Source organism: Streptomyces sp. NPDC049585 (genome assembly GCF_040675615.1).
Taxonomy (GTDB): domain Bacteria; phylum Actinomycetota; class Actinomycetes; order Streptomycetales; family Streptomycetaceae; genus Streptomyces; species Streptomyces luteosporeus.
Map to the genome: position 1 here is coordinate 57,620 of NZ_JBFAPE010000020.1, position 12,684 is coordinate 70,303.

General features: G+C 72.7%; 16 protein-coding genes and 1 riboswitch. Of the genes, 2 read left to right on the top strand and 14 right to left on the bottom strand.

What is annotated here, in order from left to right; genetic code table 11:
* Positions 1-21 precede the first annotated feature (21 nt).
* Together AB0K17_RS20760 and AB0K17_RS20765 are read right to left on the bottom strand one after the other, a co-directional pair.
* Positions 22-1,263, bottom strand: coding sequence for a GNAT family N-acetyltransferase (locus tag AB0K17_RS20760; RefSeq protein ID WP_365983793.1), 1,242 nt, complete (start codon positions 1,261-1,263; stop codon positions 22-24).
* A 73-nt stretch (positions 1,264-1,336) separates the two neighbouring features.
* Positions 1,337-2,023: an AmfC protein gene (locus AB0K17_RS20765; RefSeq protein WP_365983794.1), complete on the bottom strand. Its 687-nt coding sequence runs from the start codon at positions 2,021-2,023 to the stop codon at positions 1,337-1,339.
* Between the two features lie 157 nt (positions 2,024-2,180).
* Between AB0K17_RS20765 and dtd the strand changes: the two genes are divergently transcribed.
* Entirely contained in the window at positions 2,181-2,606 is a 426-nt protein-coding gene (gene dtd, locus AB0K17_RS20770; protein WP_365967319.1) for a D-aminoacyl-tRNA deacylase, read from the top strand.
* A 12-nt stretch (positions 2,607-2,618) separates the two neighbouring features.
* On the opposite strand, the gene AB0K17_RS20775 is transcribed toward dtd, so the two are convergent.
* The 6 genes from AB0K17_RS20775 to AB0K17_RS20800 form a co-directional block, all read right to left on the bottom strand.
* On the bottom strand, positions 2,619-3,599 hold the full coding sequence (locus AB0K17_RS20775; protein WP_365967321.1) for a folate-binding protein: 981 nt from the start codon (positions 3,597-3,599) through the stop codon (positions 2,619-2,621).
* Positions 3,600-3,608: 9 nt separating this feature from the next.
* Positions 3,609-4,046: a transcriptional repressor gene (locus AB0K17_RS20780; protein WP_365967322.1), complete on the bottom strand. Its 438-nt coding sequence runs from the start codon at positions 4,044-4,046 to the stop codon at positions 3,609-3,611.
* Positions 4,047-4,065: 19 nt separating this feature from the next.
* On the bottom strand, positions 4,066-5,112 hold the full coding sequence (locus AB0K17_RS20785) for an ABC transporter substrate-binding protein (protein ID WP_365983795.1): 1,047 nt from the start codon (positions 5,110-5,112) through the stop codon (positions 4,066-4,068).
* Positions 5,113-5,118: 6 nt separating this feature from the next.
* Entirely contained in the window at positions 5,119-5,892 is a 774-nt protein-coding gene (locus tag AB0K17_RS20790) for an ABC transporter ATP-binding protein (protein WP_365983796.1), read from the bottom strand.
* 37 nt (positions 5,893-5,929) lie between these two features.
* A complete protein-coding gene (locus tag AB0K17_RS20795; RefSeq protein ID WP_365983797.1) occupies positions 5,930-6,994 on the bottom strand; it encodes an iron ABC transporter permease in 1,065 nt (354 codons plus the stop codon).
* Positions 6,995-7,119: 125 nt separating this feature from the next.
* A riboswitch (cobalamin riboswitch) is annotated at positions 7,120-7,203 on the bottom strand.
* Between the two features lie 26 nt (positions 7,204-7,229).
* The gene (locus AB0K17_RS20800; RefSeq protein ID WP_365983798.1) at positions 7,230-7,835 is read right to left on the bottom strand and encodes an FABP family protein; all 606 of its coding nucleotides are present in this window, start codon (positions 7,833-7,835) and stop codon (positions 7,230-7,232) included.
* 272 nt (positions 7,836-8,107) lie between these two features.
* Here AB0K17_RS20800 and AB0K17_RS20805 point away from each other — a divergent pair, with 272 nt between their 5' ends.
* Complete coding sequence (locus AB0K17_RS20805) at positions 8,108-8,473, top strand: DsrE family protein (protein WP_344432502.1); 366 nt, start codon at positions 8,108-8,110, stop codon at positions 8,471-8,473.
* On the opposite strand, the gene AB0K17_RS20810 is transcribed toward AB0K17_RS20805, so the two are convergent.
* The 6 genes from AB0K17_RS20810 to AB0K17_RS20835 form a co-directional block, all read right to left on the bottom strand.
* Positions 8,467-8,781, bottom strand: coding sequence for a DUF3099 domain-containing protein (locus AB0K17_RS20810; protein WP_365967327.1), 315 nt, complete (start codon positions 8,779-8,781; stop codon positions 8,467-8,469). The genes AB0K17_RS20805 and AB0K17_RS20810 overlap by 7 nt on opposite strands.
* Before the next feature lie 71 nt (positions 8,782-8,852).
* The gene (locus AB0K17_RS20815; protein ID WP_365983799.1) at positions 8,853-9,143 is read right to left on the bottom strand and encodes a DUF1416 domain-containing protein; all 291 of its coding nucleotides are present in this window, start codon (positions 9,141-9,143) and stop codon (positions 8,853-8,855) included.
* A 20-nt stretch (positions 9,144-9,163) separates the two neighbouring features.
* On the bottom strand, positions 9,164-10,006 hold the full coding sequence (locus AB0K17_RS20820) for a sulfurtransferase (protein ID WP_365983800.1): 843 nt from the start codon (positions 10,004-10,006) through the stop codon (positions 9,164-9,166).
* A 172-nt stretch (positions 10,007-10,178) separates the two neighbouring features.
* Positions 10,179-10,259 (bottom strand): putative leader peptide, encoded by an 81-nt coding sequence (locus AB0K17_RS20825; protein WP_361748371.1) that lies wholly within the window; start codon positions 10,257-10,259, stop codon positions 10,179-10,181.
* 262 nt (positions 10,260-10,521) lie between these two features.
* Complete coding sequence (locus tag AB0K17_RS20830) at positions 10,522-11,235, bottom strand: DUF2993 domain-containing protein (RefSeq protein WP_365967330.1); 714 nt, start codon at positions 11,233-11,235, stop codon at positions 10,522-10,524.
* 139 nt (positions 11,236-11,374) lie between these two features.
* Positions 11,375-12,679, bottom strand: a complete 1,305-nt coding sequence (locus AB0K17_RS20835; protein WP_365983801.1) for a hypothetical protein — start codon at positions 12,677-12,679, stop codon at positions 11,375-11,377.
* Positions 12,680-12,684: the final 5 nt, after the last annotated feature.

Consider the following 12,684-nt stretch of genomic DNA (forward strand, 5'->3'; position numbering starts at 1 on the left):
CCCGCGGTTCCACCGGACCGATCAGAACGAATCGGGACACCACGGGCGGCGTGCCGTCCGCAGCATGAGCTCCGCCCGCGCCACCGCGCCCGGTCGCTGCTCGTCGAGCCGGCCCAGCGCCGCCAGCCGCACCGCCGACTCGTCGCCCAGGTACAGCGCGCTCAGGGCGCCGAGGTCCAGTGCGATGTCGGCCGGACGGGTGGTGGGCGCGCACTGCGCCCCGCCCTCGTCCGCCTCCAGCAGGAACCGCCCGCCGGCGAGCCCCGAGGGGTCGCTCACCTCCAGGACGAGCGCTCCCGGCACGGCGTACGCGCGCTCCCGCAGCAGGCCCGGTACGTCGAGCGGACGCAGCCACAGGAAGTCGGCGTGGGTGGTGACGCGCGCCGCCCGGACGTCGGGCAGCAGCAGCGGCAGCAGGTCGTCCGGGGCGCGGTGGCCGGAGTCGACCGTCCAGGCCCAGTCGATGGACAACAGGAAGTGCCACAGCGCCCGTTCGGCGCGCGAGGAGACGGCGACGAGGTCGAGGACGGTGAGGGTGTTGCGGGGGCGCTTGGCGTCCCAGTCGTCGTCGGACGTGTAGGCGACGAGCCCTTCGGGGGTGCCGTCGGGGGCGCGGTACAGGGCGGTGAACGGCTCCGTCCACGTCGTGCCCGGCCGCGGCAGCACACCGGTGTTCATCTGCCACCAGCGGTCGGCGCGGTCGACCACCCCGTGCCGCACGGTGCCCATGCGCGCGTGCAGGGCCGGGCCCAGGGCGCGCACGGTGTCGAGGCCGACCAGGTCGACGCGGCCGCCGTCCGTGGGGCCGGTATAGCGCCGGTCGAGGCCGGTACGGGCGACCTCGACCTCCCAGCGCGTGGTCCAGGTGCCCGGGCCGAAGCCGTAGCGGCCGTAGATGGGCCACTCGGCGGCGATCAGCGTCGCGACGAGGTCGCCGCGTTCCTTGGCGGCGCGCAGATCGCGCTCGATCATGCGGCTGAGCAGCCCGCGCCGGCGGTGGGTGGGGGAGACGGTGACGCCGGAGACCGCGTCGGCCGCGACACTGCGGCCGCCGGGGACGCTCAGGCGCTGCGGGAAGCTGCGGTACGTGGCGACGCAGCGGTCGCCGTCGAAGGCGCCCTGGGCGCGATCGAGGTCCGTGCCCGCGGTGCGCAGCGCGACCTCCTCCTTGTCGCCTCCGGGCGGGCGCAGGAACCCGGTGTTCATCGCCCGGATCCAGCCGGGCAGGTCCGACTCGTCGATGGTGCGCACCTCAACGCTCATGCGGGAACGCTAGGCAGCAACGCGGCGGGTCGCACCCGAATTTGGCCGAAGGGCGGCCTTCAGGCGTCGGCGGTCACGGGAGCAGGTCGTCCACCTGGGCTTCCCCTTCGCGGTACCGGCGGGCGATCTCGGCGCCGCAGTCGTCGGCCGTGCGCTGCAGCCGCCGGCGCCGCACGGAGACCTGCCGCTCGTACGCCACCAGGCGGCGCATGCCGTCGCGCAGTTCCTGGTCGGTGCGGGCGCCCAGGTCGGACAGTCCGACCTCGGAGAGCATGTCGTCGGCCAGTCGGCGGTACTCCTCGCCGTGCGGCGTGCCGAGCGTCACGTGGCGGGCGGAGGAGCGGTGGTCGGAGGGGCCGTCGGCGAGGATCTCCGGCAGGCGGTCGACCAGCAGCCGCTCGACGGGCGGCGAGCCCGGGGCGGCCCGCCGGCCCAGCTCCGCCCGGAGGATGTCGATGCGGCCCTGCAGCAGGCGGCGCACGTAGCTGAGGTCGGCCTCCTCCCGCTGGGACTCCCGGCGCAGGGCGCGCAGCTCGGACAGGCGCAGCTCGGTCGGCCGGCGGCCGGCGACGTCCGCCAGCCGGCCGGAGCGCTGGCTCGGTGGCCTGGCCTGCAAGCTGTCCACTGCCTTGAGGTCCTTGAAGCTTTTGTGGTCCCTGAGGTCTCTGGTGTCGAGGTGGCTCCTGTTGTCGTGGGGGTCCCTGAGGTCCCGCAACTCGGCTGCCTCCAGCAGGGGGCCGTCCTCGGTGGGTGTGGTCATGCGGTTCCGTCCCCTCGGGCAGGCGGTGTGCGGCCGGATCGCCTTGCCGTTGCCCGCAAAAGGCACCGCCTGCACGCATCGTGCCATTCCGTGCGCCCCGGGCGCAGGGTCTCTCCGCCCGAACAGCCCTGAATGGGCGCAGGGCATCATGGTCCGTATGCGTGCAGTGGTGCAGAGGGTGAACGGTGCGAGCGTCACCGTGGACGGACAGGTGGTCGGCGAGATCCTCGGCGAGGGCCTGTGCGTGCTGGTCGGCGTGACGCACGAGGACACGCGGGAGCAGTGCGCGCGCCTGGCCCGCAAGCTGTGGAGCCTGCGGGTGCTGGCGGACGAGAAGTCGTGCTCCGACGTGGGGGCACCTTTGCTGGTGATCTCCCAGTTCACTCTCTACGGTGACGCCCGGAAGGGGCGGCGGCCGACGTGGAACGCGGCGGCGCCCGGAGAGGTCGCCGAGCCGCTCGTCGACGAGGTCGTCGCCCAGCTGCGGGCGCTCGGGGCGCGGGTGGAGACGGGCGTGTTCGGGGCGGACATGAAGGTGTCGCTCACGAACGACGGCCCGTTCACGGTGTTGCTGGAGGTCTAGGGCCTGTCCGGCCTACGGCTCGACCACGACCTCCTGCGACGCGGCCGTGCCCTCGCCCACCAGGAGGGGGGCGTCGACGGGGACGTTGCGCTTGACCAGGGCCAGGGCGATCGGGCCCAGCTCGTGGTGGCGGGCCGACGTCGTGACGAAGCCCAGCTGACGGCCCTCGGGGCCGTCGGCGGCGAGGCGGACGGGCGCGCCGTGACCCGGCAGGGTGACCTCGCTGCCGTCCAGGTGCAGGAAGACCAGCCGGCGCGGCGGCTTGCCCAGGTTGTGCACGCGCGCCACGGTCTCCTGACCGCGGTAGCAGCCCTTCTGCAGGTGCACGGCCACCCCGATCAGCCCCAGCTCGTGGGGGATCGTGCGGTGGTCGGTCTCCCGCCCGACCCGCGGCCGGTGGGCCTCCACGCGCAGTGCCTCGTACGCCAGCACGCCCGCGGCCGGGCCGTGGGCGGCGGCGAAGTCCGCGAGGCGCTCGCGTGGCAGGAACAGGTCGCGGCCGTACGACGTCTCGCGCACGACGACGTCGCCGGGGACCTCGGCGATCGAGCCGGCCGGCAGGTGGACCACCGCGACGTCGGCCGTGCGGTCGGCCACCTCGACCTTGTAGAAGAACTTCATGCTCTCCAGGTAGGAGATCAGCGCCTCCTGCGTGCCGGGCTCGACGTGCATCCACGTCGTCGCGCCGTCGTCCACGAGGTACAGCGCGTGCTCGATGTGGCCGTGCGGGGAGAGGATCAGCGCCTGCGTCGCCTGCCCGGGCGGCAGCTCGCTGACGTGCTGGGTGACGAGCAGGTGCAGCCAGCTCAGCCGGTCCGGCCCGGTGACCGCCACGACGCCCCGGTGCGAGAGGTCGACGAAACCCGTTCCGTCCGCGAGCGCACGCTGTTCGCGGAACGGGTCGCCGTAGTGCGCGGCGACGCCTTCGTCCGGGCTCTCGGCGGCGACGGCGCCGGGCGACGACAGCAGCGGGCTGGGCGTGTGAGGCAGCATGCCCCAAGCCTACGGGGCCCCGCCCTGCTCCTTCGAGGCGCAGCCGGAGCACCGGCCGAAGATCGCGAAGTGCTTCATGTCCGTCTCGAAACCGAACTCCTCGCGCAGCTTCGCGGTGAAGCCGGCGGCCACCGACAGGTCCGCCTCGATGACGCCCGTGCAGTCGCGGCAGACGAGGTGTATGTGGTCGTGCCGGTCGGCGAGGTGGTACGTCGGCGCGCCGTGCCCGAGATGGGCGTGGCTGACCAGGCCCAGCTCCTCCAGCAGCTCCAGGGTCCGGTAGACGGTCGAGATGTTCACCCCGCCCGCGGTCCGGCGGACCTCGGTCAGGATGTCGTCCGGCGTCGCGTGTTCGAGCCGGTCGACCGCCTCCAGGACGAGCTGGCGCTGCGGGGTCAGCCGGTAGCCGCGCTTTCGGAGGTCGCTCTGCCAGTCGGTTTCCACCACGCCCCCAGTCTAGGCAGCCTCAGTGCCCGCGTACCCCCTTCAGGTAGCCGGCGAGCGCGGCGACGGCCGCGGGGTTGCGGGGGCTCTCGACGAGGTCGACGTAGTCCAGGACGAAGACGCGGTCGTTCCTGACGGCCGAGACGCCCGCCAGGGGCGGGTAGGACATGAGGAACTTCTTCTTCTGCTCCGCGCCGACGTCGCCGTAGTTGTTGATGACGATGACCTCGGGGTCGCGTTCGACGACGGTCTCCCAGCCGACGTTGACCCAGGTGTCCTTCAAGTCCTTCATCACATGGTCGCCGCCCGCCTTCGTGATGATGTCGTGGGCGCCCGCGTAGGCGCCGGCGGTGACGGGCTTGTCGCGGCCGTCGTCGTAGAGGAAGACCCGCGGCGCCCGGCCGTCCTTCGGCACCTGCGCCTGGGCGTCGGCCACGCGCTTGCGGAAGCCCGCCACGAGGGCGCGGGCGCGGTCCTCCACGTCGAAGATCTTCCCCAGCGTCTCCAGGTCCGTGTACAGGGCCTCCAGCGGCGGCATCACGCCGCGCGAGCCGCCCGTGCCGTTGTGGCAGGACTCGGTGAGCACGTACGAGCCCACGCCGAGCTGCTTCAGCCGCTCGGGCGTCAGGCCGTTGCCCTCGCCGAAGCCGTAGTTCCAGCCCGCGAAGACCAGGTCCGCCCGTGCGTCCAGCACCAGCTCCTTGTTGATCTCCTTGGTGGACAGCCGCTTCACCTTCGCGTAGCCGTCCTTCCACGGGACGTCGGCGTCCGGGCGGCTGGTGGCGTACGCGGGCGCCACGTAGCCCGCCATCCGGTCCTCCAGGCCGAGCGCGAACATGATCTCCGAGATGCCCACGTCATTGGTGACCACGCGCTGCGGTGCCTTGTCGTACGTCGTCTTCACGCCGCAGTTCTCGATGGTGACCGGATAGTGGCCCGAGGAGCGGTCTGCGACCTGTTTGTCGCCGGAAGCGTCCGAAACCTTCGCGCCGCAACTCGTCAGGGTGATCGCGCACAGCAGGGCCAGAAAGAGCGGGGCCGGGGACGGGCGGGCAGGGCTGGTACGCATGCGGTCCTAACGGGGGAGGCGGTCGAAGAGCAGCTGCGGCACACCGGAGACCGGGTGCGGCACCCGGTGCGCACGGACGCCGAAGATCTCGGCGAGCAGCTCGGCGGTCAGTACGGAGTGCGGCGGGCCGGAGGCCACGATGCGGCCGGCGGCGATGACGTACAGCTCGTCGCAGTGGGTCGCGGCGAGGTTCAGGTCGTGCAGCGCGGCCAGCACGGTCAGGCCCGAGCCGCGCACCAGCGCCAGCACCTCCAGCTGCTGCGAGATGTCCAGGTGGTTCGTCGGCTCGTCCAGGACCAGCACCTTCGGCTCCTGGGCCAGCGCCCGGGCGATCAGCACCCGCTGCTTCTCGCCGCCCGACAGCGACAGGAAGCCGCGCTCGGCCAGGTGCGCGGCGCCCACGCGGGCCAGTGCGGCGGTGCACGCTCCGGCGTCCGCCGCCGTGGCGCGGGCCGCGGCCCGCTGGTGCGGCAGACGGCCCATGGCCACCACCTCGGCGGCGGTGAAGTCGAACTCACCGCCGGCCGCGTCCTGCGGCAGGGCGGCCAGTCGCTGTGCGGCCTCGCGGGCGGTGAGGGCGTGCGCGTCGTCACCGTCGAGCCGTACGTGGCCGGCGGCCGGGCGCAGGGCGCGGTAGACGCAGCGCAGGAGGGTGGACTTGCCGCTGCCGTTGGGGCCTACCAGGCCGATCACCTTGCCGGTGGGGGCGTGCAGGGTGATGTCCTTCAGCAGGTGTACGCCTGCGGCGTCCACATCGAGCTTTTCGATGTCGAGTCGCATCAGGAGCGACCCCGCCATGGGTGGGCACGACCGGGCATCACGCACCTCCGAAGACGTAGCCGCGGCGGCGCATCAGTGCCACGAAGCACGGGACGCCTATGAGGGCCGTGATGACGCCCACCGGGAGTTCGATCGGGGCCAGCAACAACCGGGAGACCACGTCCACCCAGACCAGCAGGACGGCGCCCAGCAGGGGTGCCACGCTCAGGACGCGGCGGTGGTCGGCGCCCACGAGCATGCGGGCCACGTGCGGGACCATGAGGCCGACGAAGCCGATCGCGCCGCTGACGGCGACGACGGCGCCGGTGACGGCCGCGGTGACCACGAACAGCAGGCGGCGCAGCCGGTCGGGGTCCACGCCCAGGGTGGTCGCGGTCTCGTCGCCCATGGCCAGCGCGTTCAGGCTGCGGCCCCACCACAGCAGGCAGCCGGTGCCGGCGAGCACCACCGCGGCCGCCACCGGTACGGAGGCCCAGGAGGCGCCGCCGAGGCTGCCCAGCAGCCACATCATGGCCGAGCGGGCGGCCTCGCCGCGTTCGGCGCCGAAGACCATGAGGGTGGTGACGGCGGAGAAGCCGTAGTACATGGCGCTGCCGGTCAGGACGAGCCGCAGGGGGGTCAGGCCCTGGCGGGTGCGGGCCACGGCGTACACCAGGGCCATGGAGAGCAGGGCGGCGGTGAAGGCGGCGCCGGAGAGGGCCCAGACGCCGAGCGAGCCGAGGGCGCCGAAGATGAGGACGGCGTTGGCGCCGACGGCGGCGCCGGAGGAGATGCCGAGGACGAACGGGTCGGCGAGGGCGTTGCGGACCATGGCCTGCACGGCCACGCCCACGGCCGACAGCCCGGCGCCGACCACGGCGGCCAGCAGGGCGCGGGGGAGGCGCAGCTCCCAGACGACGTTGTAGGCGGGCAGCTCGTCGGCGGTGATGGTGCCGCCGGTCAGCCCGGCGTGCAGGTAGTGCAGGGTGCGGCCCCAGCCGATGCCGGCGGCGCCGAGGGCCGTGCAGCACAGCAGCGACACCAGGAGGGCGGCGGCGAGCCCGGCGATCAGGGGTGGCAGGGGCCGTCGTGCGGTGCGGGTGGCCGGGGGGTCGGTCGACACGGGACGGGCGTACGCCTTCGCCTCGGGCCGTGTGCTGGGCGTACGCGCGTCCAGGCGTCCACGCGTACGAACGGGGATCTCCCCTCGCAGTCCACGGCGAGTCGGGCAGGGAGCAGGCGCGCCGCGGGCGATCGGGCTTGCGGCAGACCCTGTACAGGACCTGCCGCCTACCGTTGCGGGTCAGCGCCGGATTTCGACCGGACTTCCCCCGCGGCGTGCCGGGTGGTGCTGGGTGTTATTCGCCCTCGGGCTTGTAGGGCGTGCCGTCGGGGTTGAAGAAGGCGACGCCGTCGGGCATGTCGTCGGGCAGGTTGCGCGCCCAGGCCTGCAGGTCCTCGGCCTGCGGGACCTTCTTCAGCTGGGCCGACATGTACGGGCGCAGCGGCACCTCGGGGGTGGCCTTCTCGCCGACCCACATCAGGTCGCCCTTGACGTAGCCGTACAGGCGCTTGCCGCCCGAGTAGGGCCCGGAGGCGGCGGTGCGCGCGACGGCGTCGGTGGCGATGTCGATCTGCGGCTTCTGGTCGGCCAGCTCGCCGTACCAGACCTCGACGATGCCGGAGTCGCGGATCATGACGATCTCGACCTTGCGGTCCTTGTCGATGCGCCAGTAGCCGCTCTCGGTCTCCAGCGGCTTGACGGGCTTGCCGTCGGCGTCGAGCACCCAGGAGTGCGAGACGTACTCGAGGAAGTCACGCCCGTCGTGGCTGAAGACGACCTCCTGCCCGAAGTTGCACTGCTCGGCACCGGGGAAGTCGGCGACGCCCGCGCCTTCCCACTTGCCGAGGAGGAAGACGAGGGGGACGAGGCTGGGGTGGAGGTCGGACGGAATCTCGATCATGAGCTCAGGCGATCTGTCGTGGGTGCGGACAAAGGGGTCAGCGCTGGCCCTGGTACAGCTTCTTCCAGGTCAGGCCCATAAAGGCGAGTACGCCGACGGCGACCAGTACCAGCAGGGTGGTGAAGAAGCCTTCAAGCACGAGCGCGCTCCTCGGTCGGAGTGGGTGGTACGTGTACGTGTGCGTAGCGGGGACGAGTCTAGTCCGCCGGGTGCGGCGGGGCGCTGTGAGGTTGATCGTGGGGTCCGCGCGTCCCGCGCCCTACAGTGGCCGCATGCCGAAGAAGCTGGTGATCAAGGTGACGGCGGGCGCTGACGCGCCCGAGCGGTGCTCGCAGGCGTTCACGGTGGCGGCGGTGGCCGTGGCCAGCGGCGTCGAGGTGTCGCTGTGGCTGACGGGCGAGTCGTCGTGGTTCGCGCTGCCGGGGCGGGCGGCGGAGTTCGAGCTGCCGCACGCGGCGCCGCTGCCGGAGCTGATCGAGGGGATCAAGGCCGGCGGAGGAATGATCACGCTGTGCACGCAGTGCGCGGCACGGCGGGGCATCGAGGAGAAGGACCTCATCGAGGGCGCGCGCATCGCCGGCGCGCAGGTCTTCGTGAGCGAGGCGATGGCGGACGGCGTCCAGGCGCTCGTCTACTGATCGCGCTGTCGCTTCCCGTCCAGTTCGTCCCACCACTTGTCCGACTCGGGGTCGCCCGACGGGTCGTCCCACCAGCGGTCGTCGGGTCCCCGGCGGTTGGCGACGATGGCGGCCACCGGCGGGATGACCATGGCGAACAGGCACAGCCCCACGGCCGCCGGCACCGACCACAGGCGCACCACGGACCACGCCAGGACGAACAGGAAGATGCAGGTGCCCATCATGGCGAAGTAGACGTGCCTGCGCCGCGCGTACACACTCTCACCGTACGACCGGAAGCCGTGCAGCGCGAAGGGCCGCACCCCCATCGTGGCGTCCAACCCCTGGGGTGCGGCCCTTCGCTGTTCTCGGATGCCGCCTCGTGCCGCCTCGTGCCGTCTCAGACGGCGATGGCGACCTCCGCCAGCGCGCCCTTCTCCCGGACGACGACGGTGCGCTCCGCCGTGGCGCCGGGCACGAGGGCGCGTACGGTCCAGGTGCCCTCGGCCGCGTAGAAGCGGAACTGCCCGGTCGCCGAGGTGGGCACCTCGGCGGTGAACTCGCCGGTGGCGTCCAGCAGGCGCACGTAACCGGTCACGGGCTCGCCGTCGCGGGTCACCGAGCCCTGGATCGTGGTCTCACCGGGCTTGACCGCCGAGGCGTCGGGGCCGCCGGCCTTCGCTCCACACATATGCGTTTCTCCGTTCCGTTTCAGTTGGAGCCGAGCTCGATCGGCACGCCGACGAGGGAGCCGTACTCCGTCCAGGAGCCGTCGTAGTTGCGGACGTTGGGCTGGCCGAGCAGCTCGTGCAGCACGAACCAGGTGTGCGCCGAACGCTCGCCGATGCGGCAGTAGGCGATGGTGTCCTTGGCGAGGTCGACGCCCTCGGCCTCGTAGAGCGCCTTCAGTTCCTCGTCGGACTTGAAGGTGCCGTCGTCGTTGGCGGCCTTGGACCAGGGGATGTTGCGCGCGGTCGGTACGTGGCCGGGGCGCTGCGACTGCTCCTGCGGCAGGTGCGCGGGGGCGAGCAGCTTGCCGCTGAACTCGTCGGGGGAGCGCACGTCGACGAGGTTGAGCGTGCCGATGGCGGCAACGACGTCGTCGCGGAAGGCGCGGATGGAGCTGTCCTGGGGCTTGGCCTTGTACTGGGTGCGGGGCCTTTGGGGCACCTCGGCGACGAGGTCGCGGGAGTCGAGCTCCCACTTCTTGCGACCGCCGTCGAGGAGGCGGACGTCCTGGTGGCCGTAGAGCTTGAAGTACCAGTAGGCGTAGGAGGCGAACCAGTTGTTGTTGCCGCCGTAGAGGACGACGGTGTCGTCGTTGGCGATGCCCTTCTCGGACAGCAGCTTCTCGAAGCCGGCCTGGTCGACGAAGTCGCGGCGGACGGGGTCCTGCAGATCGCTCTTCCAGTCGATCCGGATGGCGGTCTTGATGTGGTTCTTGTCGTAGGCGGACGTGTCCTCGTCGACCTCGACGATGACGGTCTTCGGGTCGCCTGCGTCGATGCGGGCCTGTACCCAGTCGGCGTCCACCAGGACGTCACTGCGGCTCATGCTGTTCTCCTCCGGGGCGATGGGGTACCCCCGGGCCGGTGCGGGGCCATGGGGGAGGAGCGCGGCGGCAGAGCGCGGCGCCGCGCGAAGGGTGGAGCGGAGTGCTCGCGTTGATGCGGGGAGAGGGCGGCCGGGGTGTCCGGCCGTTAAGGGAGCCGGCGAGCGGTTCCCGTCAGACATGGCGACAGAGCATGGCGGCAACGCGGCACAGGTCCACTGCCCGCCGCTTCGTGAGATCTGCCTGTCGCCTCATGGGGACGATCGTAGGGAGGCGCCTGGAGCCCTGTCACCGGGCAGTCGAATACTGAGACGCAGAATTCCGGATTGTGGGACGAGGCGCCGTCCGGGCCGCTCGTGAAGTCCCCTTCCGGCCCTTGCGTACCAGACGGTAGCCCGCACGGCCTGAGCAGCGGACTCGGCCGTCTCGCCAGGCGGAACGACGGAACGAGGGAACAATGGAACGGCGGACGGCGGACGGCGGACGGCGGACGACGGACGGCGCGGCCGAGGGGCGCTCAGCCCGCCAGGTTGACGTCGGTGCCGGTGAGGGTGATGTCGACGCCGGTGGGCGTGGTGACGACCTTGTCGAGCTTGATGCCGCGGGGCAGGCCGGTGATCTTCCGGTCGAAGTCCGTCTTCTCGCGGATCTTCTGCTCCATGCCGGGGATGCGGATGCCCTCGGCGGGGACCTCGTTCGCGTGCACCCGGATCGTGTCGCCGCCGGTGACGGTGACCGTGGAGGTCACGCTGCGCTGCACGGGCTGGCCGGCGACGGTCGCCTTGCCGGTCACCTTGACCTGGTTGCCGCCGGCCCCGCCCTGGCCGCCGTAGGCGACGGTGACGTCGGGGTCGTTGGCGGCCTTGGTCAGCTCCTCGTACGTCAGGTGGGCCGTGCCGGTGGCGCGGCCGGCGACGGCGGAGGAGAAGCTGCTGTCGATGCGGACGTCGTGCAGCTGGGCGTCGAAGCCGCTGACCTTGACCGACTGGGTGCCGGAGCCGGCCGTGACGCCGTCGAGCTTCACGTCGACCTCGTCGAGCCGCGAGTTCGCGACCTGGGTGAGGAAGGGGAAGCCCTTGATGGAGACCTCGGGCGTGCCGGAGAGGTTCTGGCTGCTGCGTATCTTGTCGGCGACCTGGTTCTCGGCGAACCACACGGCCGCCCGGTCGCCCGCCACGAAGAGCGCTCCCAGGACGACGGCGACGATCAGAAGTGTCCGTACGGCACGCATCGGTTGCGGATCCCCCACGTTCGGTCGGTCGGGCTCGGCCCGGCCAGGCCCCCTGGCCTGCCGGTCGAGCCTAACCGGACCGAACGTACGAATGCCCCGGACCGACGTAACCGGTCTGTAACCGCTGCCGGCGCCGGCCTCAGCCGAGCACGCGGCCCAGGACGTACACCACCGGCGCCGCCACCGTCAGGGGCAGGGCCACACCGGCGGTCATGTGGACGAACCGCGAGGGGTAGTCGTAGCTGGCCATCCGCAGTCCGACCAGGGCGCACCCGCCCGCGGCCGCGCCCACCAGGGCGGCGGAGGCCCCCATGCCGGTCAGCTGGCCGGCGGCCACGCCCGCGCCCGCCGCGGCGACGAGGGCGACGACGGGGGAGAGCAACGAGGGCAGCGGCAGGGCCCGGGCCAGGGCCGCCGCGGCCACGCCGAGCGCGCCCGCGACCACCGCGTCGGGCTCGGCCGCCAGCAGGCCGCCCGCGACGACCGCGAGGGCCGCGGAGGCGGTGGCCGCCGTCAGGCCGTACAGCCGCTCGTCGGGCGAGGCGTGGCTGCGCAGCTGCAGGACGACGACCAGCAGGATCCACACGCCGAGCGTGCCCAGCAGCACCGTCGGGGCGTGCCGTTCGCCCGCCGCCAGCAGCCCGGCGTCGGCGACGACGCCGCCGAGGAAGGCGAGCGCGATGCCCTGCCGGGCGGGCCACATGCCGTTCAGCCGGAACCAGCCCGCCGCCGTGACCGCCTGCAGCAGCACCACCGGCACGGCCAGCACGGGCCGGTTCAGCGGTGCGGCCAGTGCCAGCAGCACGGCCAGGACGGAGGTCAGCAGCGCGGGCTGCAGGCCGGGCGGCAGGATCTGCGGCCGGCCCTCGGCCCGGGCCTTCTCCGCGGCGGTCAGCTGCCGCTCGGGCTCGGGCTCGGGCTCGGGCTCGGTCGCGGCGACCGCGACGGCCGCCGCGGGGGCGGCGTACGCCTCCGGCCCGCCGTACGGCTCCGGGTACGACGCCTGGGGCAGCGGCGCCGAGGCGGCGGCCTGCTCGGGGGCGGCCTCCTGCCGGGCCCACTCGGCGGCGCCCCGGGCACCGCCGGCCGGCCAGGGGGAGTCGAAGGCGGAGTCGTACGACGCGGCCGGCGGCGCGTAGGCAGTGCTCTCCTCCGCCGGGGGCTCCTGCTGCCAGGCGCGGGCGTCCCAGGTCTGGGTCTGCCAGGTCTGGGTCACCGGCTCGTCGTGCGGGTTGTGCTCCTCGTGCCGGGGCTGCGGCCACTGGGCGGCCGGCTGCTGCCCGTACGCCGGCTGCTGTCCGTAGCTGTAGGCGTCCTGCCCGCCGTACGAGGGCCGATGCGCGTCGGCGTCCGTGTCGTACGCCGGGTAGGGCCCGGTTCCGTACGGCGGGTACGGCTCGGCGGGCCGCTGCGGGTCGTAGGGGTGGTGATGTTGTTCGCTCATGCTGT